Annotated in this window: 23 protein-coding genes; 14 read left to right on the forward strand and 9 right to left on the reverse strand. The window is 72.5% G+C overall.

Annotated elements, in window-relative coordinates; translation table 11 throughout:
- Nucleotides 1–32: 32 nt before the first annotated feature.
- On the reverse strand, nt 33–827 hold the full coding sequence (locus tag OG447_RS14890) for a tyrosine-protein phosphatase (RefSeq protein WP_266936971.1): 795 nt from the start codon (nt 825–827) through the stop codon (nt 33–35).
- Nucleotides 828–873: 46 nt separating this feature from the next.
- A complete protein-coding gene (locus tag OG447_RS14895; protein WP_266936972.1) occupies nt 874–1,473 on the reverse strand; it encodes a rhomboid-like protein in 600 nt (199 codons plus the stop codon).
- Nucleotides 1,474–1,538: 65 nt separating this feature from the next.
- Between OG447_RS14895 and OG447_RS14900 the strand changes: the two genes are divergently transcribed.
- Both OG447_RS14900 and OG447_RS14905 read left to right on the forward strand, forming a co-directional pair.
- Nucleotides 1,539–2,348 (forward strand): hypothetical protein, encoded by an 810-nt coding sequence (locus OG447_RS14900; RefSeq protein ID WP_266936973.1) that lies wholly within the window; start codon nt 1,539–1,541, stop codon nt 2,346–2,348.
- A gap of 60 nt (nt 2,349–2,408) precedes the next feature.
- Nucleotides 2,409–3,899 carry a PepSY domain-containing protein gene (locus tag OG447_RS14905; protein WP_266936974.1) on the forward strand — a complete coding sequence of 497 codons (1,491 nt, stop codon included), beginning with the start codon at nt 2,409–2,411 and terminating at the stop codon, nt 3,897–3,899.
- Between the two features lie 93 nt (nt 3,900–3,992).
- Here the strand turns inward: OG447_RS14905 and OG447_RS14910 are convergent, their stop codons facing one another.
- The 3 genes from OG447_RS14910 to OG447_RS14920 form a co-directional block, all read right to left on the reverse strand.
- A complete protein-coding gene (locus tag OG447_RS14910) occupies nt 3,993–4,610 on the reverse strand; it encodes a winged helix-turn-helix domain-containing protein (RefSeq protein ID WP_266936975.1) in 618 nt (205 codons plus the stop codon).
- 426 nt (nt 4,611–5,036) lie between these two features.
- Nucleotides 5,037–6,056, reverse strand: coding sequence for a glutamine synthetase (gene glnII / locus OG447_RS14915; protein WP_266936976.1), 1,020 nt, complete (start codon nt 6,054–6,056; stop codon nt 5,037–5,039).
- A gap of 204 nt (nt 6,057–6,260) precedes the next feature.
- Complete coding sequence (locus OG447_RS14920; protein WP_266936977.1) at nt 6,261–7,889, reverse strand: transposase; 1,629 nt, start codon at nt 7,887–7,889, stop codon at nt 6,261–6,263.
- A 327-nt stretch (nt 7,890–8,216) separates the two neighbouring features.
- Between OG447_RS14920 and OG447_RS14925 the strand changes: the two genes are divergently transcribed.
- Nucleotides 8,217–9,089 carry a Gfo/Idh/MocA family protein gene (locus tag OG447_RS14925; protein WP_266938882.1) on the forward strand — a complete coding sequence of 291 codons (873 nt, stop codon included), beginning with the start codon at nt 8,217–8,219 and terminating at the stop codon, nt 9,087–9,089.
- A gap of 305 nt (nt 9,090–9,394) precedes the next feature.
- On the opposite strand, the gene OG447_RS14930 is transcribed toward OG447_RS14925, so the two are convergent.
- Nucleotides 9,395–9,766 carry an ArsC/Spx/MgsR family protein gene (locus OG447_RS14930; RefSeq protein WP_266936978.1) on the reverse strand — a complete coding sequence of 124 codons (372 nt, stop codon included), beginning with the start codon at nt 9,764–9,766 and terminating at the stop codon, nt 9,395–9,397.
- A 270-nt stretch (nt 9,767–10,036) separates the two neighbouring features.
- Here OG447_RS14930 and OG447_RS14935 point away from each other — a divergent pair, with 270 nt between their 5' ends.
- On the forward strand, nt 10,037–10,288 hold the full coding sequence (locus OG447_RS14935; protein WP_266936979.1) for a hypothetical protein: 252 nt from the start codon (nt 10,037–10,039) through the stop codon (nt 10,286–10,288).
- A 21-nt stretch (nt 10,289–10,309) separates the two neighbouring features.
- Here the strand turns inward: OG447_RS14935 and OG447_RS14940 are convergent, their stop codons facing one another.
- Nucleotides 10,310–11,455, reverse strand: coding sequence for a PP2C family protein-serine/threonine phosphatase (locus OG447_RS14940; RefSeq protein ID WP_266936980.1), 1,146 nt, complete (start codon nt 11,453–11,455; stop codon nt 10,310–10,312).
- 177 nt (nt 11,456–11,632) lie between these two features.
- On the opposite strand from OG447_RS14940, the gene OG447_RS14945 reads away from it, so the two are divergent.
- The 3 genes from OG447_RS14945 (at nt 11,633) to OG447_RS14955 (ending at nt 15,134) form a co-directional block, all read left to right on the forward strand.
- Complete coding sequence (locus OG447_RS14945; RefSeq protein ID WP_266938883.1) at nt 11,633–12,301, forward strand: VIT family protein; 669 nt, start codon at nt 11,633–11,635, stop codon at nt 12,299–12,301.
- A gap of 517 nt (nt 12,302–12,818) precedes the next feature.
- Nucleotides 12,819–13,706: a TIGR01777 family oxidoreductase gene (locus OG447_RS14950; RefSeq protein ID WP_266936981.1), complete on the forward strand. Its 888-nt coding sequence runs from the start codon at nt 12,819–12,821 to the stop codon at nt 13,704–13,706.
- Nucleotides 13,707–13,862: 156 nt separating this feature from the next.
- On the forward strand, nt 13,863–15,134 hold the full coding sequence (locus tag OG447_RS14955) for an FAD-dependent oxidoreductase (RefSeq protein WP_266936982.1): 1,272 nt from the start codon (nt 13,863–13,865) through the stop codon (nt 15,132–15,134).
- Between the two features lie 114 nt (nt 15,135–15,248).
- Here OG447_RS14955 and OG447_RS14960 read toward each other — a convergent pair whose 3' ends face one another.
- The gene (locus OG447_RS14960) at nt 15,249–16,688 is read right to left on the reverse strand and encodes a regulator (RefSeq protein WP_266936983.1); all 1,440 of its coding nucleotides are present in this window, start codon (nt 16,686–16,688) and stop codon (nt 15,249–15,251) included.
- Nucleotides 16,689–16,860: 172 nt separating this feature from the next.
- On the opposite strand from OG447_RS14960, the gene OG447_RS14965 reads away from it, so the two are divergent.
- The 5 genes from OG447_RS14965 (at nt 16,861) to OG447_RS14985 (ending at nt 20,275) form a co-directional block, all read left to right on the forward strand.
- Nucleotides 16,861–17,181 (forward strand): hypothetical protein, encoded by a 321-nt coding sequence (locus tag OG447_RS14965; RefSeq protein ID WP_266936984.1) that lies wholly within the window; start codon nt 16,861–16,863, stop codon nt 17,179–17,181.
- A 76-nt stretch (nt 17,182–17,257) separates the two neighbouring features.
- Nucleotides 17,258–18,055, forward strand: a complete 798-nt coding sequence (gene lipB, locus OG447_RS14970) for a lipoyl(octanoyl) transferase LipB (RefSeq protein ID WP_266936985.1) — start codon at nt 17,258–17,260, stop codon at nt 18,053–18,055.
- 111 nt (nt 18,056–18,166) lie between these two features.
- Entirely contained in the window at nt 18,167–19,114 is a 948-nt protein-coding gene (lipA, locus tag OG447_RS14975; RefSeq protein ID WP_266936986.1) for a lipoyl synthase, read from the forward strand.
- A 254-nt stretch (nt 19,115–19,368) separates the two neighbouring features.
- The gene (locus tag OG447_RS14980) at nt 19,369–19,566 is read left to right on the forward strand and encodes a hypothetical protein (protein ID WP_266938884.1); all 198 of its coding nucleotides are present in this window, start codon (nt 19,369–19,371) and stop codon (nt 19,564–19,566) included.
- 10 nt (nt 19,567–19,576) lie between these two features.
- Nucleotides 19,577–20,275 (forward strand): DUF4191 domain-containing protein, encoded by a 699-nt coding sequence (locus tag OG447_RS14985; RefSeq protein WP_266936987.1) that lies wholly within the window; start codon nt 19,577–19,579, stop codon nt 20,273–20,275.
- A 152-nt stretch (nt 20,276–20,427) separates the two neighbouring features.
- Here the strand turns inward: OG447_RS14985 and OG447_RS14990 are convergent, their stop codons facing one another.
- Nucleotides 20,428–20,895, reverse strand: a complete 468-nt coding sequence (locus OG447_RS14990; RefSeq protein WP_266936988.1) for an RDD family protein — start codon at nt 20,893–20,895, stop codon at nt 20,428–20,430.
- A gap of 185 nt (nt 20,896–21,080) precedes the next feature.
- On the opposite strand from OG447_RS14990, the gene glnA reads away from it, so the two are divergent.
- Complete coding sequence (gene glnA, locus OG447_RS14995; RefSeq protein WP_266936989.1) at nt 21,081–22,490, forward strand: type I glutamate--ammonia ligase; 1,410 nt, start codon at nt 21,081–21,083, stop codon at nt 22,488–22,490.
- A 163-nt stretch (nt 22,491–22,653) separates the two neighbouring features.
- Nucleotides 22,654–23,172, forward strand: a complete 519-nt coding sequence (locus OG447_RS15000) for a hypothetical protein (protein ID WP_266936990.1) — start codon at nt 22,654–22,656, stop codon at nt 23,170–23,172.
- Nucleotides 23,173–23,187: the final 15 nt, after the last annotated feature.

The raw sequence follows: 23,187 nt of genomic DNA on the forward strand, positions 1-23,187 counted from the left end.
CCTAGGGGTGTCTCGCGCTCGGCCGTCCGGGTTCAGACCACAAGACGGGCGCGCAGCGCCTCGACCGTCCCGTCGGAGACCCCGAGCCCCTCGCGCACGTACTTCTCCATGGAGCCGTAGCGCGTCTCGACCTCGTCCAGCGCGGCGCGCAGGTACGACGGGAAGACGCCGATCAGCGCGAGGGCGATGTCCGGGTCGCCGCCGGCCGCCGTGAAGCCCTCGATCATCGGGGCGAAGGCCTGCTTGACCGCCGGGTTCACCGACAGGTACTCGGCCGTGATCGTCTCCTCGTCGGCGCCGAGCAGCGCCAGGACGACGGTCGCGCCCCAGCCCGTACGGTCCTTGCCGGCCGTGCAGTGGAAGAGCAGCGGCCCGGCCCCGGGGTCGGCGAGCTCGGTGAGCAGGGTCCGGTACGCGGCCTGGCCGGAGCCGGAGGTCACGAACGACCGGTAGATGTCGGCGAACAGCGCCTGCACCTTGCCACCGCCCAGGCGCTCCTCGGCCACCACCGGGTCGCCGAGGAGGTCCTTGAGCTGCGCGGCGGCGGGCATCCGGCCGGCGCTCACCTTGTCCGCCAGTACGTCCTCCACCAGGACGCGCACGCCCTGCGGCACCCGGTCGGGGTGGGCCACGCGCTCCGCCTCGGTGCGGAAGTCGATGACCGTACGCAGGCCCAGCGCGGCCACGGCCGGGTCGGCGGCGAGGTCGAGCCGGTCGAGCTGGCCCGAACGCAGCACCAGGCCGGTGCGGACGGTGCGGCCGCCGGAGAGCGGGGTGCCGCCGAGGTCGCGGAGATTGGCGACGGTGGTGGAGGGGGTGGCGGTCATCTTGGCAGCTCCAGCGCGGTGCGCGTTACTCGTGTCATAGGGAGATTCATATGGCGATCTGTGCAATTTTCTGACGATTTGCTCCGGAACGACAATCGGCGGCCAGTGAGACCCCGATGCCCAGCCCCAGGGCCGCCAGGTGCCCGGCGTCGGTGAAGGTCCGGTCCCGCCGCAGGACCGGCGCCGCGGCCAGCGCCAGCAGCCCGATCCGGGCGGCCGTGCGGACCGCCCCGCGCGGCAGGGCGGAGGTCAGGGCGCCGAGCACGGCGTTGAACCCGTAGCTGGTCCCCACGTCCAGGGCCCGCCGGACGCCCTGATCGGGCGTCCGGTGCAGGGCCCCGTAGACCAGGAGGGTCGCGGTCGTGTGCCCGAAGAGGAACACCGCTGCCGTCCACCAGGCGCCGTACGCGTACTCGGCGTACCCGAGGACCGCGACGAGCAGCAGCGCGTAGGGCAGGGGCATCGGCTCCTCGACGACGAAGGCGCTGCTGACCAGCGTCTCCCAGCGCCCGGCGGCGAGGTTGTCGACATTCGTCGAGCAGGTCCGGAGCACCTGCTCCCGCTCCGCCGCCCCGATCCGCTCCAGGGCGTACGCCCCGAGCTGCACCGCGCCCGCGTAGACCGCTCCCAGTGGCAATGGATTCACCCGTCCATGATCGGATACCACCCTCCTGCGGGCGTCACCGGGCCTCGTGGGAGCATGTTCCGGCCATGTCTGAGAGTTCCGCGCCGATGCGCGTCCTGCGGGCCGCGATCTTCGCGGCGGTGTGCGTCGCCCTGGGCGCGGCCGGGCACGCGGCCATGTCCGGAGCGGACATACCGCTCCCGGGGCTCCTGGGTGCCTTCGCGGTGACCGGCGGGCTCGCCTGGCTCGGCGCCGGGCGGCGGCGGGGGCCGGTGGGGATCACCGCCGCGCTGCTCGCCGTACAAGGGGTGCTGCACCTCGTCTTCTCGGGCAGCCAGGCGGCGCGGCCCGCGCACCCGCCCGTGGCCGTACCCGCGCCGGAGCCGGCGCACGGACCCGGCCACCACCACATGCCGGGCATGGACATGGACGCGGGCGCGGGCGCGCTGACCGGCCCGGCCCCGGACCCGGCGGGGATCGCCGACATGGCGGGCATGGCCGACATCGCCGGGATGGCCGACCTGGCGGGGATGGCGGGCATGGCCGGGCACGGGGGCGCCGGTCACGGCGGTGCCGGGATGATCGCCGCGCACGTGCTCGCCGGGCTGTTCTGCGCCCTCTGGCTGGCCCGGGGCGAGGCCGCCGTCTTCCGGCTGACCCGGATCCTGGGCTCCGCCGCCCTGCTGGCGGCCCGGCCGCTCTCCCGCGCACTCGCCCTGGTAGGCGCGCGGGTCGCCGCACCCCTGCCGCCCGCGCCGCCCGCGAGCCGGCCCGCGCGCGAACGGCCGCGCCGGCTGCGGGGAGCCGTGCACGCCCATGCCGTCGTACGGCGCGGGCCGCCCGTCCGTGGCCCGCGGTACCGAGCCACGGCCCCCGGCCGTCCTGCCTGCGCCTGAGTGGCGAACGGCGAGACCGGGGGTCGGTTTCCCCTGTTCTCGCCACTTCCAAGGACCACCATGTCTCTTGACGAGATCCACCATGTCCGCACGCCGGAAGCACCTGCTCCGGAAGCACCCGCTCCGGACTCCTCCTCGCCCGACGGCACCGCTCCGGGCGCCGCGATACCCCGGCGCGGCGGCTGGGCGGCCCTGCGGCCGCTGTTCCTGCGCCTGCACTTCTACGCGGGCCTGCTGATCGCCCCCCTGCTGTTCCTCGCCGCGACCACCGGCCTGCTGTACGCCGGTTCGTGGCAGGCCGAGAAGATCCTCTACGCCGACGAGCTGACCGTCGCCCGGGTCGGCGACGAGGTCCGGCCGCTGAGCGCCCAGGTCGAGGCGGCCCGGGGCGCCGCGCCCAAGGGCGAGGTCCTGTCCGTGTGGCCCGCTCCGGACGCGGAGGCCACCACCCGGGTCGTCATGGAGAGCCCCGGGCTCGCGGAGGGCGAGACCCTCACCGTGTTCGTCGACCCGTATACGGCCGAGGTGCGCGGACAGCTCGCCACCGTCGGCGACGCCCTGCCCCTGCGGGCCTGGCTGAGCGAGTTCCACTCCAGCCTTCAGCTCGGGGAGTTCGGCCGCAACTACAGCGAGCTCGCCGCGAGCTGGCTGTGGGTGGTCGCCCTGGGCGGCCTCGGGCTGTGGATCGGCCGCCGCCGCAAGCGGAAGGCTGAACTCGTCCTCCCGGACCGCAAGGCCACCGGCCGGCGCCGCACCCTGTCCTGGCACGGGACCGTCGGCCTCTGGGCCGTCGCCGGTCTCGTCCTCCTCTCCGCCACCGGCCTGACCTGGTCCAAGTACGCCGGGGAGAACATCGGGCAGCTCCAGGACGGCCTCGGCGGCGCCACCCCCGCCGTCTCGGCGGCCCTGAACCCCGGCGCGGCCTCCGGCGGCGCCGACGAGCACGCCGGCCATGTCATGACCGAGGGCATGGAGATGCCGCCTCCCGCGCCCACCGCCGACATCGGCATCGACCGCGCCGTCGAGGCCGCGCGGGCCGCCGGGGTCACCGAGTCCCTCCAGGTGACCCTGCCGGCCAAGGGCAAGGGGTACGTGGTCAAGGAGAAGGACAAGCAGGTGCCGGTGCACCTGGACACCGTCGCCCTCGACCCCGCCGACGGCCGGGTCCTGGACGAACTGCGCTTCGCCGACTACCCCGTGCTCGCCCAGCTGACGCGCTTCGGCATCGACCTGCACATGGGCCTGACCTTCGGCCTCGCCAACCAGCTCGCGCTGGCCGCGCTCGCCGTCGCGGTGATGTTCCTCGTGTTCTGGGGCTACCGGATGTGGTGGCTGCGCCGTCCGACGAAGGACCGCAAGCTGTCGGTGGGCCGTGCGCAGCCGCGCGGCGCCTGGCGCAAGCTGCCGGTGACGGCCCTGCTGCCGCTGGCCGCGGTGACCGCCGTGGTCGGCTGGTTCATCCCGCTGCTGGGGATCAGCCTGCTCGTGTTCCTGGCGGTCGACGCACTGCTCGGCTTCGTCGCGGCCCGCCGCCGCGGGGCGGCCGTCTAGGTCCTCTCCGCCCGGACGGCGCCTGGTCCCGTACGGCCGGTGGGCCCGTACTCCTTCGCGGAGTACGGGCCCACCGTCATGTCAGCGGGTCCGTCAGGGCGTGTACTTGTAGCCCACGCGGCGCACCGTCTGGATCGAGCCACGGTGGGCGGCGCCCAGCTTGCGGCGCAGGCGGGCGATGTGGACGTCCACCGTCCGGCCGTCGCCGACGTGCCCGTAGCCCCAGACCGTGGTCACCAGCTGGTCCCGGCTGTGCACCCGGTGCGGGTGCGCCACCAGGTGGGCCAGCAGCTCGAACTCCAGGTAGGTCAGGTCGAGGACCTGCCCGTCGACCTCGGCCGTGCGCTGCGCCGGGTCGATGCGGACCGGGCTCTCGCCCGCGGCGCCGGCGGCGTCCGAGGGGAGCGCCGGGGCCTGCGGGGCGGCAACGGCCTGTGGGGCGAAGGCGGTCGGCGGGGCGAAGGCGGTCGGCGGCTGCTGGTCGGCCGGTACGAGGACCAGGTAGCCGACCATCGGCGGCCGGCCCGGCAGCGTCGGCAGGGTGTGCTGGGGGGCGGGCAGCCAGGTGGCCCCGGGCGGGAGGAAGTCCACCACGCGGACCGCCTCGTCCCGGTCCACGGAACGCAGCCGGTGGCGGGCACTGGGAGGGAAGGGGGGCAGGGCGGCGGTCGCAGCGGAGGAAGCGGAGGTCAGGGTACGGGTGTTGGCCATGAGTGGTCAGCTCTTTCACGCGGAGTGGTCGGCAGGAGACGTACGGAAGGACGTCGTCGTACCGCGCAGACCGAAGGCCTCGGGAAGGTCTGGTGGGAGGTTCCGGAGGCTTTAGAGGGCCGGCGCGTTCTTCGCGCGGCAACACACCCGGTCGAAATCGTGATCCTGACGGGAAGGCCAGAACGGCTCGAGGTCGCTGCGACCGGTCGAGGTGTGCGAGTAGCTGGCCATGCGCTCATTCAAGCAGATGTGCGGTGCCCGGGGCAGACCCCGTCTCGACCAGTGGAGCGGAATCTCATATTCCGCGAGAAGGTCTCGACCGGGCACCGGGATATCCCCGCCCAACCGGGACAAAGTGCCAACGGGCGACGCCCGCCGGGCCACGAGGGCTCGGCGGGCGTCGTCGGACAGGCGGAGTACTGCGTGTCAGACCAGGCCGTCCTTCTCCAGGCCGGCGCAGCAGGTGTCCGTGATGAGGCGGGTCACCACGTACGGGTCCACGTTCGCGTTCGGGCGGCGGTCCTCGATGTAGCCCTTGCCGTCCTTCTCCACCTGCCACGGGATGCGGACCGAGGCGCCGCGGTCCGAGACGCCGTAGCTGAACTCGTTCCACGGGGCCGTCTCGTGCAGGCCCGTCAGGCGCTCGTCGATGCCGGCGCCGTAGTTCTTGACGTGGTCGAGCGGCTTGCTGCCCTCGCCCAGGGCCTCGCAGGCGGAGATGATCGCGCGGTAGTCCTCGCGCATCGCCTTGGTGGAGAAGTTGGTGTGCGCGCCCGCGCCGTTCCAGTCGCCCTTCACCGGCTTCGGGTTGAGCGTCGCCGACACGTTGAAGTCCTCGGCGGTGCGGTAGAGCAGCCAGCGGGCGATCCACAGCTGGTCGGAGACCTCCAGCGGACCGACGGGGCCGACCTGGAACTCCCACTGGCCGGGCATGACCTCGGCGTTGATGCCGGAGATGCTCAGGCCCGCCGCGAGGCAGTGGTCCAGGTGCTTCTCGACGATGTCGCGGCCGAAGATCTCGTCCGAGCCGACACCGCAGTAGTAGCCGCCCTGCGCGGCCGGGAAGCCGTTGACCGGGAAGCCGAGCGGCCGGGTGCCGTCGAAGAAGGTGTACTCCTGCTCGATGCCGAAGATCGGCTCCTGGGCCGCGAACTTCTCGGCGACCGGGCGCAGCAGCGCGCGGGTGTTCGACTCGTGCGGGGTCATGTCGATGTTCAGGACCTCGCACATCACGAGGACGTTCTCGCCGCCGCGGATCGGGTCCGGGCAGGAGAACACCGGGTTGAGCACGCGGTCGGAGGCGTGGCCCTCGGCCTGGTTGGTGCTCGAACCGTCGAAGCCCCAGATCGGCAGCGCGTCGCCGTCGGCCATGATCTTCGTCTTGGAACGAAGCTTCGCCGTCGGCTCGGTGCCGTCGATCCAGATGTACTCAGCCTTGTAGCTCACGGGCCCCATCCTCAGACTCTGCGGGTGCTGCTGGTCGCTGCTTCATCGCTGCGGTGATGACCGCAGCGTGCCCGGCCGCGATTTCCCATCCGTTGCCCGTGTGTGAACCCCGTGTTACCGAGGTTTGCACCGCAGGTCGGGCGGGTTGTGCGGGTTGGTGGGGGAGCACCGTTCCTAGAGACTGAGCGGGAGTCAGTCCTGTTGTCAGGACTCATGCTCAGCCGAACGCCCCGAACGGTGTTGGGCGTTCTGGTCCACCGCGTTCTCTCCGCGTCCGGCGCCGACGGATCGTGTCCGTGGTCCGGGGATGCGGGGACGGTTTCCCTCACGCCCTGGGGTGCCCGGTCGGGCCTGGACGGTCCGATGCCCGCACCCATCGCTCTGGTGGGTGCGGGGCGGTGCCGTCCGTCGCCGGATCGGGTGCCCCAGGGCGCGCCTGCCGATCGCCACGGCGGCTGCGTCGTGGCGAGTGGTCTTGCGGTTGTTGCTGGTGAGGGGCTTCTGCCAGTGCTGAGCTCCCCACTTGGAGGTGTAGGCCGGGTCGACGGCGACAATGGTGATGCCGAGTTCGGTCGCCATGCTGACGAGCCGGGCGCGCAGCTTGTAGACGGGCATGCCGGAAATGAGCTTGCGGAACCGCTTGCGGTGGCCGTGCTTTTCCCGGGTCTTCTCGGCGGTGAAGTCGAGGTCCTCGACCGCGATCGCGAGGCCATGGCGCTTGGCCCAATGCAGCAGGCGGATCAAGGCGTGCCGGACCTGGGCGTCGCGGTGCTGCGCGGTGCTGCGCGGTGCTGCGCGGTGCTGCGCGGTGCCGGTGAGGTCGTAGTCGAAGCGGAGCGGTTCGCCGACTGGGTTTCCGTGCTGGTCGAGTCGCCACGCGGCAAGGTGGTCGGCGTTGGTGTCCACACCGATTACGCCACCGGTCAGGGCCGCGGTCAGGGGCACGGTTGGGACCGGCGGGACCTGCCAGGACGCGGTCAGGTACCAGCGGCCCCGGCCGACGTCTTCGTGGATGCGGTACGCCACCGCCCGGTTCGCGGTGATCCGGTCGCGCCACTGCTCGCCCCGGTGCGGGAAGCCGACGCGGCCGGTGAGGACGTACCGGCCATGCGGCGCGTTTGCGAGGTGTGCCAGCGGAGCCGGGAGCTTGAGGGAGACTTCGCCGTCGGGAGTGACGCGGATGGTCTCGTTGCCGTACCGTTTGCCCGACTCGCCGTCCGCTTGGAGGAACCGCCGTTCCGTCTCCCAGCGCTTGCGCCATTCGGTCGCGGTGAGCTGCGCCTGCTCCAGGTGGTGGCGCGTGTTGAGCAGCCGCTTCCCGCCGCGTACGACACGGACCAGACCCGTCTCGCGGTCGGCCCGCTCTGCGGTCAGCCGGTCTTCCAGCAGGTGCAGACGCCGGGTCTTGGCGAACCACTCCCGCTTGCTGCGGTATCCGCCCGGCGCCCGCTTCGTCCCCTTCTCGCCGACCGGCAGCGACCTCCGGTGCGTGATCGTGCGCACCCCGGCTTCCAGACTCTGGATGTGCGCGACCTGGGCGCGGCGGGCGAGTGCCCACTGATCGTGGGTGGCCTTCGTGACCGACCCGGCCCACCGGGAAGACGACTCGGCGGTCAGGGACCGCTTCCGCTCCGCCCACGCCTCGGTGTCGTGATCCAGCCCAGCCTGGCAGCGGGCCTTGAGGTCCTTTCCCGCCAGCGAGCCCAAGTGGTCACCGACCAGCTGCAGAACCTTCTCGTCCGCAAACGTGAGGTGCCTGAGCCGGTCACGGATCGAGACCCCGGATGGGCCGGGCGCCACGAATGGCGCGGCGATCGTCCGCAGTCCCGCCACTGTCCCACCCCGCCCGGCTCCGCCCCTGCAACTCCTGTCACCGCATCCAACGAAGCCCACCCGCGAAGGTCACGCATTCGAAGCAGGAATTCCCGTTCCCATCTCAAAAGGGTCGAAGCCGGCGGATGTGTGATCACACCACTGAGCACCCGCACTCACTCCAGCTCGCCAGAACACGCTTGAGCGCACTCCACCGGCAGCGGTTCCGCACCCCTCCGGGTGGGGCAGACTGGGAAGGTGAGCATTTCGTCTGATTTGAGTCCCGCTGGAGACAACTCCGGGAGCGCCGCCGTCCGGCCCCCCTCGGACCGCCGCCCCCGGGTCGGGCTGCTGGGCACCGGTCCTTGGGCCCACCGGACCCACGCCCCCGCCCTCGCCGCCCACACCGGTTCCGAGTTCGCCGGAGTGTGGGGCCGCCGGCCCGAAGCCGCGGCCGAGCTCGCGCGGGCGTACGGCGTGAAGGTGTACGAAGACCCCGACGAGCTGTTTGCCGACTGTGACGTCGCGGCCTTCGCCCTGCCGCCGGACGTACAGGCTCCGCTCGCCGTCCGCGCCGCCGCCGCGGGCTGCCACCTGCTGCTCGACAAACCCGTCGCCACCGAGGTGGAGGACGCCCGGGCCGTCGCCGACGCCGTGAAGCGGCACGGCGTCGCCTCCGTCGTCTTCCTCACCCTCCGCTTCGCCGAGCCGACCTCCGGCTGGGTCGGGGAACAGGCCGCCCGCTCGGGCTGGTTCACCGCCGCGGCCCACTGGCTCGGCGCCGTCTTCCCGCCCGACGGCACGCCCAGTGCCTACGCCGACTCCCCCTGGCGCAAGGCCAAGGGCGGGCTGTGGGACGTCGGCCCGCACGCGCTGTCCGTCCTGATCCCGATCCTCGGCGAGGTCACCGAGGTCAGCGCCACCCGCGGCCCCTCCGACGTGGTCCAGCTGGCCCTGCGGCACTCCTCCGGCGCGGCCAGCACCGCCGTGCTCAGCCTGGGCGCGCCGCGCGCCGCCGCCGGGGTGGGCCTGGAACTGCGCGGGGCCGAGGGCGTCTTCACGCTGCCGGGCTGGAGCGACGTACCGGGCGCCTACGGGCGGGCCCTGGACGCGCTGCTCGACTCGGCCCGCACCGGGGTGCCGGACCCGCGCGGGGCGGAGTTCGGGGCGCGGCTGACGGAGATCCTCGCCGAGGCGCAGGACCAGCTCCCGGCGGGCTGACCGCCGTTCGCCGGGGCCCGGCGGCGGCGCCGCTCCCGCTCCGTTCGCCGGGCCGCTACTTGATGAAAGCGTTCGCCACGATGATGGCCAGGCCGATCGTGGCGTCCGCCAGGCCGATCAGCAGGGCGGAGCGCAGCCGGTAGCCCACCCGCAGCCGCCGTCACGAGCACCCAGCTGGCGTCGTAGAAGGGGGTGTACTCCCCGCCCTTCTGGTCCAGGGCGGCGAGCAGTCCACTGGCCAGGACCGTCCCGTAGACCCCGCCGAACATCCAGTCGGCACCGCGCCGGGGCCGCCGGAGGCCGCGTCAGCCCTTGCGGGACAGCGCCTCGCGGACGGCCTCCTCGGAGCGGGCGACCACGGCCGTGCCGTCCTCGGCGGTGATGATCGGGCGCTGGATGAGCTTCGGGTGCGCGGCCAGGTGGGCGATCCAGCGCTCCCGCGCCGCCTCGGTCTCCTCGCGCGGCAGCTCCCGTACCCCGGTCTCCCGGGCCAGCGGGTCCGAGGTGCGCGTGATGTCCCAGGGCTCCAGCCCGAGCCGCCCGAGCACCTCGCGGATCTCCTCCTCGGAGGGCACGTCCTCCAGGTAGCGGCGCACAGTGTACTCGGCACCCTCGGCGTCCAGCAGGGTCAGCGCGCTGCGGCACTTGGAACAGGCGGGGTTGATCCAGATCTCCATGCGCCCCAGCCTAGGGCGTCTCTTTCGGATCTTGCCGGGCCCGCGTTGCCCGGCACCGCGCCTCGCCGCGTTGTCGGGGCTCCCGAGTACGTCCAGTACTCGGGAGCCCCTCCGTCTTGCGATGCACGGCACCGGACAACGCGGGCTCGACCGACAAGATCCGAAAGAGACGCCCTGGCCAGGCCCGTCTGGCCAGGGGCTTCTGTCAGTGGCCCCGGGTAAAATCGAGGGAGAACGACAGGACGCCAACTACCGTTTGGGAGGCTGTAGATGGCCACTGCCACCATCGTCCAGCAGGTCAAGAAGAAGCCACTGCCCGCGGGTCTGCCCCGCGAGTGGTACGAGAGCCACAACCGCCGCCTCAAGGCGATGCGGCTGGCCATATCCCTGCTCGACTCGGGGACGTACGACGCTCAGCGCGCCACCAACCGGAAGATCCGGACCATGGCCGTCCGGACGGCCATCCGCCGCCCGTCCAACGTCACCTGCAAGATGGTGCGCGCCTTCATCCGCGAGGCGTAGACGAGTAAGCGGCCCGGTCCGTCAGCGCGGTACCTCCGGGAAGCCCGCCGGGGCTTCCCGGAGGCCCGGCGCGCCCGCGATCCCGTCCAGCGAGAGCAGCAGCAAGGCCACGTCGTCGCGCGGACCCCCGCCGGAGAAGGCCACCAGGTCCCGCCACACCGCCTCGACCAAACCCGCCGGGTCCCTCGACAGCACCGGCACCCGGGCGGCCAGCGGGTAGAAGTACCCCGCCGCGTCCCGGGCCTCCGTCACCCCGTCGGTGTACAGCAGCAGCCGGTCCCCGGCCGCCAGCCGCACCTCGGCCACCGTGGACGGGGCCGGCCCCGGGAGGCCCAGGCCCAGCGGCGGACCCGGCTCCACCAGCACCTCCTCGACCTTGGTCCCGCGCAGCAGCAGGGCCGGCGGATGCCCGCACGAGACGATCCGTACGCGGTCCCGCCCGGGCGGGAACTCCAGCAGCACCGCCGTCACGAACAGCTCCGGCTGCCCGGCGGACCCGTCCGCCGAAGGCGCCGCGTCCGCCAGCAGCCGCCGGTCCAGCCGGGCCGCCACCGCCACCAGCTCCGCGTCGTCCAGCGCCGCCTCCCGGAAGGACCCCAGCAGCCCCGCCACCGTGGCGACCGCGGCCAGCCCGTGGCCCTGCACGTCGGCGACCAGCGCCCGTACCCCGTACGGCCCCGCCCGTACGTCGTACAGGTCGCCGCCGACCAGGGTGCCCTGCTGAGCCGCCCGGTACAGCCCGGAGCAGCGCACCTGGCCCACCCGCGGCGGCACCGGCGGCAGCACCGCCAGCTGGGCCGCCTCGGCCACCGTCCGTACGCTGACCAGCTGGGCGTCCCGGCGCCGCCGCACCCAGGCGATCACCACGCTCAGCAGGCCGACCGCGGCGACCGTGGCCAGGTCGGAGCCGCGGGCATGGGCGACGCCGATGGCCGGCACGCCGAGCAGCAGCACCACCACCCCGGCGAAGAACGCCGTACCGGCGGCCCCGTACGCGAAGGCGGCCACCGGCGGCAGAGCGGCCAGGAAGTACCCCAGCTCCACGTCGCCCGGCGTGGCCATCTGCGCGAGCACCAGCACCAGCAGGGCCACCGCGGGCGCGAGCCGCGCCCAGCGCGGTGGTGGCTCGCCGCGCAGCCAGCCCGGCTCCTCGCGTCCGCGTCTCACCCCTCCACCCTCGTACCGGGGCCGCGCCCGCGCGACCCCGGGCCCGCCCCACGGGTGGCCGGGTGCCGCCGGGGCCGCGACAGTGGGGGCGTGACGGACGAAGAAGCCTCCGGCCGGACGCCGAGCCGGGCGCACGTCGAAGCCCACGGTTCCGGTGACGGCGGCACCAGCGCGGGGATCAGCACCCGGCTCAACTGGCTGCGCGCGGGTGTCCTCGGCGCCAACGACGGCATCATCTCCACGGCGGGACTGGTGGTCGGCGTGGCCGGTGCCACCACCTCCCGCCCGGCGATCCTGGCCGCGGGCGTCGCCGGGCTGCTGGCGGGCGCGCTGTCGATGGCGGCGGGGGAGTACGTCTCCGTCAGCTCCCAGCGGGACTCCGAACGGGCCGCGCTGGAGACGGAGCGGCGGGAGCTGGCCGCGGAACCGGAGGCCGAGCTGGAGGAACTGACCGATCTGCTGTCCCAGCGGGGCCTGAGCCGCGACGTGGCCCGGGAGGCGGCCGAACAGCTGACGGAACGGGACGCGCTGCGGGCCCACGCCCGCGTCGAACTCGGCATCGACCCCGACGAACTGGCCAACCCCTGGCACGCGGCCCTCGCCAGCCTCATCGCCTTCACCGTGGGCGCGCTGCTCCCGCTGCTGGCGATCATCCTGCCCGGCCCGTCCGTCCGCGTCCCGGTCACCGTGGTCTCCGTCCTCGCCGCCCTCACGCTGTGCGGAGTGCTCAGCGCGCGCCTGGGCGGCGCGCCGGTCCCGCGCGCGGTCCTGCGCAACGTGGCCGGCGGCGCCCTGGCGATGGCCGTCACGTACGCGGTGGGCACCTGGCTGGGCGCCACCACCTGACACGGCCTCCGCCGGCCCCCGGGGCTCCGCCCCGAACCCCGCGCCTCAATCGCCGGCGAGGCTCAAATCCGGGCTCAGCCCCGGACCCCCGCCTCAATCGCCGGCGAGGCTCAAATACCGGGGCTCCGCCCCGAACCCCGCGCCTCAAACGCCGGCGGGGCTCAAATACCGGGGCTCCGCCCCGAACCCCGCGCCTCAAACGCCGGCGAGGCTGGATTTGGCTCATGCCGCTTGCCATGTGCGGCTGGATCGCCCGCAGGGGCACAACCCAGCCCCGCCGGCGTTTGAGGCGCGGGGTCTGGGGCGGAGCCCCAGGTCCCGGCGGAGCCGGGCTACGGGGGCCGGGCCCCCAGGAGGCGAGGCCGGCCCGCCCCGCCCCGCCGCCCGCAACGCCCCGACCCGGCCCCGGATCCGCTGACGCCAGCGCAGCGACCCGGCCCCGGATCCGCTGACGCCAGCGCAGCGACCCGGCCCCGGATCCGCTGACGCCAGCGCAGCGACCCGGCAGGATGGGGTCATGCGTATAGCGGTCACCGGTTCCACCGGGCTCATCGGCAATGCCCTCGTACGGTCCCTCCGCGCGGACGGCCACGAGGTGGTCCGCTTCGTGCGCCGGGCGCCCGCCGCGGCCGACGAGGCCCGCTGGGACCCCGCGGGCGGTCACGTCGACCCGGTCGGGCTGACCGGTTGCGCGGCGGTCGTGCACCTGGCCGGGGCCGGGGTGGGGGACCACCGCTGGACCACCGCGTACAAGAAGGAGATCCGCGACAGCCGGGTCCTGGGCACCGCCACGCTGGCCACAGCGCTGGCCGCACTCGACGAGCCGCCCGCCGTGTTCGTCTGCGGCTCCGCCATCGGCTACTACGGGGACACAGGCGACCGGCCCGTGGACGAGGACGCCCCCGCCGGGCAGGGCTTCCTGCCATCGGTCTGCGTGGAGTGGGAGGCGGCCGCGGAACCGGCCCGCGCGGCCGGGATCCGTACCGTCTTCGCCCGTACCGGCCTGGTCGTGGCGGGCGAGGGCGGGGCCTGGGGACGGCTGTTCCCGATCTTCCGCGCGGGCATCGGAGGCCCGCTCGGCAACGGCCGCCAGTACTGGTCGTACATCTCCCTCCGGGACGAGATCGCCGCCCTGCGGCACATCATCGACACCCCCGGCATCGAAGGCCCCGTCAACCTCACCGGCCCCGAGCCGCTGACCAACCGCCAGGTCACCGCCGCCATGGGCCGGGTGCTGCACCGGCCCGCGCTGCTGCCCGTACCGGCCCCGGCCCTGCGGATCGTCCTCGGCAAGTTCTCCGAGGACGTGCTGGGCAGTCAGCGGGTCCTGCCCGCCCGGCTGCTGGAGTCGGGCTTCGTCTTCCGCGACCCCGGCATCGACGAGGCCATCCGCGCCGCGCTCTGAGCACCACATGCGACCGGTGTGCGACCGCCCGTGACCCGGATGCGACCGTTGTGCGACCGGAGTTGACCGGAATAGCCGACCGAACTCGGGTTCCCCTGGAGTCGGTTGGGGGAATGAGGATCCCCACACAGCCGCGCCGACCTCGGGGAGGGGCACGTGCTCAGCAGCGCACACCATGCCGCACACCATGCGGACGTCATCATCGTAGGAGCCGGAGTCTCGGGACTCGCGGCCGCGCACCACCTGATCGCGGCGGGGGTCACCGTCACCGTCCTGGAGGCCGCCGACGACCCCGGCGGCCGGATGGCCACCGAGTCGGCCGACGGGTTCCGGCTGGACCGGATCGGCCAGCTGCTCAACACCTCGTACACCGAACTGACCCGCACCCCCGGCCTGGAGGGCCTGACCCTGCGCCCCTTCGCGCCCGGGGTCCTGGTCCACACCGACGGCAAACAGCTCCGGGCCGGGGCGCTCACCCCGGCCCGCGCCCTGGCCAGCGGCTCCCTCGACCAGGCCCGGCTCAGCGCCGCCCTCGGGCGGCTCGCCGCCCTGCCGGAGGAGCGGCTGCTCGCCCGCCCCGAACGCACGGCCTCCGCCGCCCTGCGCTCGCGCGGCCTGCCGCCCCGCACCGTCAACGCGGTACTGCGGCCACTGCTCGCCACCCTGCTGCGCGATCCGGAGCTCACCACCTCCAGCCGCGTCGCCGACCTCGCCCTGCGCACCTTCGCCCGCGGCCGCCTCGCCGTGCCCGGGGGAGGGGCCGCGGCCCTGCCCGCCCTGCTCGCCGAGGGCCTGCCGCCCGGCACCGTCCGCACCGGCATCCGGGTCCGCTCGGTGGCGACCAACCTCGTCACCACCGAGGAGCACGGCGACTTCAGCTGCCGCTCGGTCCTGCTGGCCACCGGGGCCCGCGCCGCCGCCGGACTCCTGCCCGGCCTGCGCGTGCCCGCGTTCCACGAGGTCACCGTCCTGCACCACGCCACCGCCACACCCCTGCCCTGGGACGGCTCGCTGCTCCTGGACGGCGACCCCAAGTGGCCCGTGGCCCATACCGCCGTGATGAGCGCGGTCGACCCGACGCGGGCCCCGGCCGGCCGGAGCCTGGTCACCACCACCGTGCTCGGCCCGCCGCCGCCCGTGCGTACGGTCGCCTCCCGCCTGGCGCGGCTGTACGAGACCGCGACCCGCGAGTGGGAGCTCCTCGCCGTCCACCACACCCGGGAGGCCGTACCCGCCATGCCCCCGTCCCACGATCTGCGCCGGCCGGTACGCGTCGTGGCCGGGCTGTACGTGTGCGGCGACCACCGCGACACCAACACCGTGCAGGGGGCCCTGCGTTCCGCCCGCCGCGCCACCACCGCAGTACTGCGCGACTTCGGCATCCCCCTCCCGGCCACCCCAGAACCCGCCGTTCCGGTGGCGGCCTGAGAACCACCCGGGAACGCCGCCGGGGCTGGATTGCCCGCAGGGCAATTCCAGCCCCGCCGGCGTTTGAGGCGCGGGGGGCCCGGGGGCAGAGCCCCCGGCAGCCGACCCGCAGGGTCAAGACAACGCAGCCACCCGGTCCCGATAGGTCCGCACGGCAGACGCATCACGAAACGGCTCCAGCCGCCGCTCGAAGTCCCGTACGTACTCCACCGCCCGAACCGACCGCATCTCCATGGCCTGCTGCGCAGCCTCCGCACCCAGCGCGCACGCCTGGTCCAGCTCGCCCAGCCCCAGCCGGGCCGTGGCCAGCACCACCCGGCAGAACAGCCGGGACCGCGCGTAGGCCGGCGCCCGCAGCTGCAAGGACCGCTCCGCGTGCTGCGCCGAGGCCCGGTACTGCTGGAGGTCCCGGTGGCAGTGCCCGAACTCGTCGGCCAGCTGCGCCTCGTCGAAGAACCGGCCCCAGTGCGGTACGTCGTCCCCGGGCCGCGCCGCGCCCAGCGCCCGCTCGGCCCGCACCAGCGAAGCCGTCGACGCCCTGACCTCGCCCATCACCGCGTGCCCCCGGGCCTCCGCCGAGTGCAGCAGCGCCTGCACCACCGGCGGCGGGCCGGAACCCACGCCCTGCTGGGCGACCCGGGCCAGCTGCACCGCCTCCCGGCCGTGCCCCAGGTAGACCGCCTGGCGGCTCATGGTGACCAGCACGTAGCTGCCGTACGGCCGGTCCCCGGCGGCCTGCGCGAGGCGCAGCGCCTGCACGAAGTAGCGCTGGGCCAGCCCGTGCGCGGCGATGTCGTACGAGGTCCAGCCCGCGAGCCGGGTCAGGTCGGCCGCGGCGGCGAACAGCCGCCGCCCGGTGGTCTCCCCGTAGGTCCCGCGGAGCATCGGCTCCGCCTCGTGCTCCAGGTAGCGCACCAGCGCCTGCCGGGCGTGGCCGCCGCCGTAGGCCTGGTCCAGGGCGCGGAACAGCTCGCTCACCGAGCGCAGCGCCGCGATGTCCCCGCCCGTCACACGCTGCCCGGGACTGCGGTCGATCTGCCGCTGCAGGGGCACCGAGGCCCGCCCCTGCACCGGGACCCGGGCCGCCGCCGGGTCGGCGCCCCGCCCCACCCGCTCGTCGGCCCGCCCGATCAGCCAGTCCCGGCTGGGCACGACCAGCCCGGCCGGGGTGAAGGCGATCTTCCGCAGCTCGGCGTGGGAGCCGGAGTCCTTGCGCCACAACCCGCTCGCGATGTCCACGGCCTCCTCGGGGGTGGCCGCGAACTCCAGCCCCGCGTACACGGGCGCGCAGGCGTCCAGGCCCAGGTCCTGCGCCGAGAGCCGCCGCCCGAGGCGCCGGGTGAAGACCTCCGCGATCAGCGCGGGGGTGGTCCCGCGCGGCTGCTGCCCGCGCAGCCACCGGGTCACGGAGGTCTTGTCGTAGCGCAGATCGAGACCGTGCTCCAGGCCGAGCTGGTCGACGCGGCGGGCGAGCCCGGCGTTGGAGAACCCGGCTTCCGCGATCAGCGCCGCGAGCTGCCGGTTGGGGACGCGCTGGGCAGGTCGTTCCGTCATCGGCTCCACGGTTTCCTGACGTGACGGACCGGAGTCCCGGCCCTTGAACGGCGTGAATGTAGCGGCGAACTCCGCCTGGACCGCCCTGTCTGTCCCACATTCATCCGATCGTGTGCAGAATCGGTAGGGCTCTTTACGGACCGACCCCCTCCGTCCGCGTACGCTGCGGCCCATGACCCGCAGGCCCAGCGGGGCTCCCCTCCCCGAGCCACGCCCCGAATCCACCGCCCCGCTGCCTCCTCCCGAACTGACCGAGGCCGAGTGCCGGCGCTGCGGGACCTACATCGCGGGGCTCGACGGGCGGTACGCGTGCGGCGTGTGCGGCTGGGTCAACGACCACTCGGAGGGCCACCGCCGGCTGCCGCGGGCCGACGAGGACCCGGACCGGCCGGCCAAGGGCAGAAGGCGTCCCAAGCAGCTGCCCGGGCCGTTGCCGGAGGCGCCGCAGGCGGGCGCGGCGGGGCCGGGCGCGGGTCCGGGGACGGGGCCCTGACGGGTCCCGTACGGGTCGCCGTACCCTTGCTGAGTGCGATACGTGCACACAGCAGGTTCAATGAGGAGGCGCTGCCGTGGCTGAGCTTGGATTTGTCCATCTGGGCTTCGGGCCGGATGCCGTCGAGTACACCGCGGCCTGGGAAGAGCAGCGGCGCGTGCACGCCGCGCGGTTCGCGGACGAGACGGGCGACACCTGCCTCCTGCTGGAGCACCCGCCGGTCTACACCGCGGGCCGTCGCACGGACCCCAGCGAGCGCCCGCTCGACGGCACCCCCGTCGTCGACGTGGACCGCGGCGGCAAGATCACCTGGCACGGCCCCGGCCAGCTGGTCGGCTACCCGATCATGAAGCTGCCGCGCCCGGTCGACGTGGTCGCCCACGTGCGGCGCCTGGAGGATGCCCTCATCCGTACGGCGGCCGAGTTCGGCCTGGAGACCACCCGCGTCGAGGGCCGCTCGGGGGTCTGGGTGCTCGGCGACCCGGTGGAGGAGCGCCCGAAGATCGGCGGCCTCTCCCTGGACTTCGACCCGCGGCTGCACGACGACGAGTTCGACGCCCGGCTGAACGGCCCCGAGTACGCCCCGTCCAACGCCGGCCAGCGCCGCGAGGACCGCAAGCTCGCCGCCATCGGCATCCGGGTCGCCAAGGGCGTCACCATGCACGGCTTCGCGATCAACGTGAACCCCGACAGCACCTGGTTCGACCGGATCATCCCCTGTGGCATCCGGGACGCCGGTGTGACCTCGCTCTCGTACGAGCTGGGCCGCGACATCGGCATCGCCGAGGTGCTGCCGGTCGTCGAGCGCCACCTGAAGGACGTATTCGAGCAGGCGGAACTGCGGCCGCGCGACATAGAGCCGGCCGTGGGCTAGCGGCCCCGGGGAATGCGTCCGGCCGGCCCCAGGTTGGCGGACGTAAGAGCGTACGAAATTACGGGCGTACCCTGGTGGGCGCCGAAGAATCGAAGTCACAGGGAGCCGGTCGTGTCCGCAGTCGCACCCGACGGACGCAAGATGCTGCGCCTCGAGGTCCGGAACAGTCAGACCCCCATCGAGCGCAAGCCCGAGTGGATCAAGACCCGGGCGAAGATGGGTCCCGAGTACACCAAGATGCAGGCCCTGGTGAAGGGCGAAGGACTGCACACGGTGTGCCAGGAGGCAGGCTGTCCGAACATCTACGAATGCTGGGAGGACCGCGAGGCCACCTTCCTCATCGGTGGCGACCAGTGCACCCGGCGCTGTGACTTCTGCCAGATCGACACGGGCAAGCCCGAGGCCCTCGACCGCGACGAGCCGCGCCGCGTCGGAGAGTCCGTGGTCACCATGGACCTGAACTACGCCACCATCACCGGCGTCGCCCGCGACGACCTGGCCGACGGCGGTGCCTGGCTGTACGCGGAGACCGTGCGCCAGATCCACCAGCAGACCGCGGGCCGCGAGAGCGGCCACACCAAGGTCGAGCTGCTGGCCCCCGACTTCAACGCGGTCCCGGAGCTGCTGGAGGAGGTCTTCGCCTCCCGCCCCGAGGTCTTCGCGCACAACGTCGAGACGGTGCCGCGGATCTTCAAGCGGATCCGCCCCGGCTTCCGCTACGAGCGCTCGCTGGACGTGATCACCAAGGCCCGTGCGTACGGCCTGGTGACCAAGTCGAACCTGATCCTGGGCATGGGCGAGGAGCGCGAGGAGGTCTCGCAGGCGCTGAAGGACCTGCACGAGGCCGGCTGCGAGCTCATCACCATCACCCAGTACCTGCGTCCCTCGCCGCGGCACCACCCCGTCGAGCGCTGGGTGAAGCCGGCCGAGTTCGTGGAGCTGGCGAAGGAGGCCGAGGAGATCGGCTTCTCCGGTGTGATGTCGGGCCCGCTGGTCCGCTCCTCGTACCGCGCGGGTCGCCTCTACCAGCAGGCGATGGAGAAGCGCGCGAGCGTGTGACGCGCACTACAGCACGGACTCTGTGAACTCGCGCACAAAAACTTACTAAGCAGTAACACCGCATCGGCGCGGCCCCTAGGCTCTTTTCACGAGAGCCCGGCGGGCCGCGCCAATGTTTCGGAAACGTTTGACCGGCTGGTCATGCACTGGTAACACCAATCAGTGACGATGGGTCCACACACCGCACACACCGCCCACACAGCACGTACCCCGAACACCATGCAGACGTGAGCACCGTGAAAGGGATCGACATCATGCAGGCCGCGCCCGTACGCGCCATCGCCATCCCGTCCGTCACCGACGCCTTCCGGGGCATCGAGTCGCTGCTCATGAGCGGCGCCCGCCGCAACGCCTGGACGGCGGTCCTCGAAGACCGCCGCCGGGCCAAGGACCGGGTCGAAACCGAACACGTACTTGAGGCCGCGGCGACCCGGACCCCGCAGGCCACGTAAACTTCGCTCTATGGCGAGGAAGTCAAACGCAGAGACTGCTGCGAACCCCGGGCGACTGAAGCAGATCGCCCTCACGTACAAGATGACGCGCAAGGCCGACCCGAAGGTCGGTCTGATTCTCGCGGGCGTGGGAATCGTCACCTTCGGTGTCTTTCTTGCGATCGGCTTCCTGATCGGCCACCCGGTCTACCTGGGCATCCTGGGCTTCCTGGTGGCGTTCCTCGCGATGGCGATCGTCTTCGGACGACGGGCCGAGCGGGCTGCCTTCGGGCAGATGGAGGGGCAGCCGGGCGCGGCCGCGGCCGTACTGGACAACGTGGGACGGGGCTGGACCACCACCCCCGCCGTCGCGATGAACAGGAGCCAGGACATCGTGCACCGGGCCGTCGGCAAGGCCGGCGTGGTGCTGATCGCCGAGGGCAATCCGAACCGCGTGAAGCTCCTGCTCGCGAACGAGAAGAAGAAGCTGGCCCGGATCATGCCGGACGTGCCGGTCCACGACTTCATCGTGGGTACGGGCGAGGGCGAGGTGCCGCTCAAGAAGGTGCGCACCACCCTGCTCAAGCTGCCGCGCGTGCTGTCCGGCCCCCAGATCACCCAGGTGAACGACAAGCTGCGCGCCATGGGCGACCTCATGAGCAACATGCCGCTGCCGAAGGGCCCGATGCCCAAGGGCATGAAGATGCCGCGCGGCGGGAAGATGCGCTGATCCGCCGACCTGATCTGCGCACCTGATCCGGGTACCTGATTTTCGTACCTGATTTTCGTATACGACACAGAGGCGCCCCCGAGCCGAAGCCCGGGGGCGCCTCTGTGCGTGCGTCTGCTGTGCGTGCGGCGGCGAGCCGTGGCCGGGAGCCGTCAGATGCGGACCTGTACGGCGCGGGAGAGCCTGTCGTGCAGGCCGCGGCCGTCCCGGTCCCAGACCAGCGCCGGGACGAGCAGGGCCAGCAGCAGGGTGCGCAGCACCACCCGGCCGAAGCCCAGGCGGCCGCCGTCCTCCGCGAGTACCCGGAGCCCGACGATCCGCTTGCCGGGCGTGAAGCCCACGGTGCCCACGGTGAGGAGGCTCACGAGGACGAAGAGGCCCAGCGTCCAGTTGCCCGTGGCCGCCAGGTTGCCGCCCGTGATCAGCCCGTACGCAATCACCTGGCAGCCGACCCAGTCGATGGCGACACCGCCCAGCCGCCGCCCGAACCGGGCGACGGAGCCGGGGCCGTACTGCGGCAGGCCCAGCCGTTCGCCCCGGTAGCCGAAGTCGATACCCATGTCCTCGGCGGCCGCGCGGGGGCCGGAGAGCCATGATCCGATTGCTTGCCTCTTGTCCACCCGACCACGGTACCGGTGGCGCTCCACAGGACTCCGGCCGGACCCTGGTTAACTTGTGCGAAACAAATGGGTCATGCTTGGGAAATCCCGTCTGCTTATGGTCGGGTCAGCGTGCGGCACCGCACTGACGCACCACGAGCTATAAAGCCCGCCCCTGCCCCGGGGTCGGGAGTAGGAGGAGTTGGATGTTCCAGAACGCCGACGAAGTGAAGCAGTACATCGAGGAGAACGACGTCAAGTTCGTCGACGTCCGCTTCTGCGACCTGCCTGGTGTGATGCAGCACTTCACCATCCCGGGGCGCGCGTTCGACCCGAACGAGGAGCTGGCCTTCGACGGCTCCTCGATCCGCGGCTTCCAGGCGATCCACGAGTCCGACATGGCGCTGCGTGCCGACATCAGCACCGCGCGTCTGGACCCGTTCCGCAAGGACAAGACGCTCAACATCAACTTCTTCATCCACGACCCGATCACGGGCGAGGCCTACAGCCGTGACCCGCGCAACATCGCGAAGAAGGCGGAGGCGTACCTGGCCTCCACCGGCATCGCCGACACCGCGTACTTCGGCCCCGAGGCCGAGTTCTACGTGTTCGACAGCGTGCGCTTCGCGACCACGGCGAACGAGAGCTTCTACCACATCGACTCCGAGGCCGGCGCCTGGAACACCGGCTCCGAGGAGAACAACCGTGGTTACAAGGTCCGCTACAAGGGTGGTTACTTCCCCGTAGCCCCGGTCGACCACTTCGCCGACCTGCGCGCCGAGATCTCCCTCGAGCTGGACGCCCAGGGCCTCCAGGTCGAGCGTCAGCACCACGAGGTCGGCACCGGCGGCCAGGCCGAGATCAACTACAAGTTCAACACGCTGCTCGCCGCGGCCGACGACCTGATGCTCTTCAAGTACATCGTGAAGAACGTCGCCTGGCGCAACGGCAAGACCGCGACCTTTATGCCGAAGCCGATCTTCGGTGACAACGGCTCGGGCATGCACGTGCACCAGTCGCTCTGGGCCAACGGCGACCCGCTGTTCTACGACGAGGCCGGCTACGCGGGCCTGTCGGACACCGCCCGCTACTACATCGGCGGCATCCTCAAGCACGCCCCGTCGCTGCTGGCGTTCACCAACCCGACGGTGAACTCCTACCACCGCCTGGTACCGGGCTTCGAGGCGCCGGTCAACATGGTGTACTCGCAGCGCAACCGCTCCGCCGCCATGCGCATCCCGATCACGGGCTCGAACCCGAAGGCCAAGCGCGTCGAGTTCCGCGCGCCGGACCCGTCCTCGAACCCGTACCTCGCCTTCGCGGCGCTGCTGCTCGCGGGCCTCGACGGTGTGAAGAACAAGATCGAGCCGATGGAGCCGATCGACAAGGACCTGTACGAGCTCTCGCCCGACGAGCACGCCAGCGTCCCGCAGGTCCCGACCAGCCTGGACGCGGTCCTCAAGGCCCTGGAGGAGGACCACGAGTACCTCCTGGCCGGCGGTGTCTTCACCCCCGACCTGATCGAGACCTGGATCGACTACAAGCGCACGCACGAGATCGCCCCGATCGCGCTGCGCCCGCACCCGCACGAGTTCGAGCTGTACTTCGACCTCTAGGTCGCGACCGCTCGGATCGAGCGTCATGCCTGATGGGAGGCCCCCCGCCACTCTCCACGGAGAGCGGCGGGGGGCCTTTCGCTTTGACAGGGCAGCGGGGCCGGGCGAGGGTGGAAATGACCTAAAGGCCACATAAGCGAGATATGTGCGGAGGTGCATGAAGATGCGCCGTAGGATCCTCGCGGCAGTCCTGGCGGGCGCCGCCGGAGTCGCCATCGGCCTGCTGCCGGTCGGCACCGCCTCGGCCACCAGCACGGGCAACGGCACCTGGAGGTGCTCGGACAACCGGAACGACTGGCGCTGGGACGAATGCTGCAACCGGGACTGGCGTGACCGTGACCGTCCCAGCTGGTGCTGGGACGACGGCGGAGTCGGCGGCAACGGCGGCAACGGGCGCCACGACTGGAGCAACTGGCACGACTCGAACTGGCGTGACGCGAACTGGAACGACTCCGGTCGCGGCGGCAACGGTGACTGGGGCAACGGTCGCGGCGGAAACGGCGACTGGGGCAACGGTCGCGGCGGCAACGGCGACTGGAACGACTCCGGCCGTGGCGGCAACGGTGACTGGGGCAACGGCGACTGGGGTGGCGGTCGCGGTGGCAACGGTGACTGGGGCGGCGGCGGTGGCAACGGTGACTGGGGTGGCGGAGGCAACGGAGGCTGGGGTGGTGGCCGCTGAGGCCGGTCAGGACAC

The organism is Streptomyces sp. NBC_01408 (assembly GCF_026340255.1).
Lineage (GTDB): Bacteria > Actinomycetota > Actinomycetes > Streptomycetales > Streptomycetaceae > Streptomyces.

Bases quoted from the DNA above. Each gene is read 5' to 3' on its own strand.
- glnA (WP_266936989.1), top strand. From the start codon at position 21,081: ATGTTCCAGAACGCCGACGAAGTGAAGCAGTACATCGAGGAGAACGAC.
- OG447_RS14980 (WP_266938884.1), top strand. From the start codon at position 19,369: ATGCAGGCCGCGCCCGTACGCGCCATCGCCATCCCGTCCGTCACCGAC.
- OG447_RS14900 (WP_266936973.1), top strand. From the start codon at position 1,539: ATGTCTGAGAGTTCCGCGCCGATGCGCGTCCTGCGGGCCGCGATCTTC.
- OG447_RS14950 (WP_266936981.1), top strand. From the start codon at position 12,819: ATGCGTATAGCGGTCACCGGTTCCACCGGGCTCATCGGCAATGCCCTC.
- OG447_RS14935 (WP_266936979.1), top strand. From the start codon at position 10,037: ATGGCCACTGCCACCATCGTCCAGCAGGTCAAGAAGAAGCCACTGCCC.
- OG447_RS14985 (WP_266936987.1), top strand. From the start codon at position 19,577: ATGGCGAGGAAGTCAAACGCAGAGACTGCTGCGAACCCCGGGCGACTG.
- OG447_RS14905 (WP_266936974.1), top strand. From the start codon at position 2,409: ATGTCTCTTGACGAGATCCACCATGTCCGCACGCCGGAAGCACCTGCT.
- OG447_RS15000 (WP_266936990.1), top strand. From the start codon at position 22,654: ATGCGCCGTAGGATCCTCGCGGCAGTCCTGGCGGGCGCCGCCGGAGTC.
- OG447_RS14960 (WP_266936983.1), bottom strand. From the start codon at position 16,688: ATGACGGAACGACCTGCCCAGCGCGTCCCCAACCGGCAGCTCGCGGCG.
- OG447_RS14930 (WP_266936978.1), bottom strand. From the start codon at position 9,766: ATGGAGATCTGGATCAACCCCGCCTGTTCCAAGTGCCGCAGCGCGCTG.
- OG447_RS14910 (WP_266936975.1), bottom strand. From the start codon at position 4,610: ATGGCCAACACCCGTACCCTGACCTCCGCTTCCTCCGCTGCGACCGCC.
- OG447_RS14890 (WP_266936971.1), bottom strand. From the start codon at position 827: ATGACCGCCACCCCCTCCACCACCGTCGCCAATCTCCGCGACCTCGGC.
- OG447_RS14965 (WP_266936984.1), top strand. From the start codon at position 16,861: ATGACCCGCAGGCCCAGCGGGGCTCCCCTCCCCGAGCCACGCCCCGAA.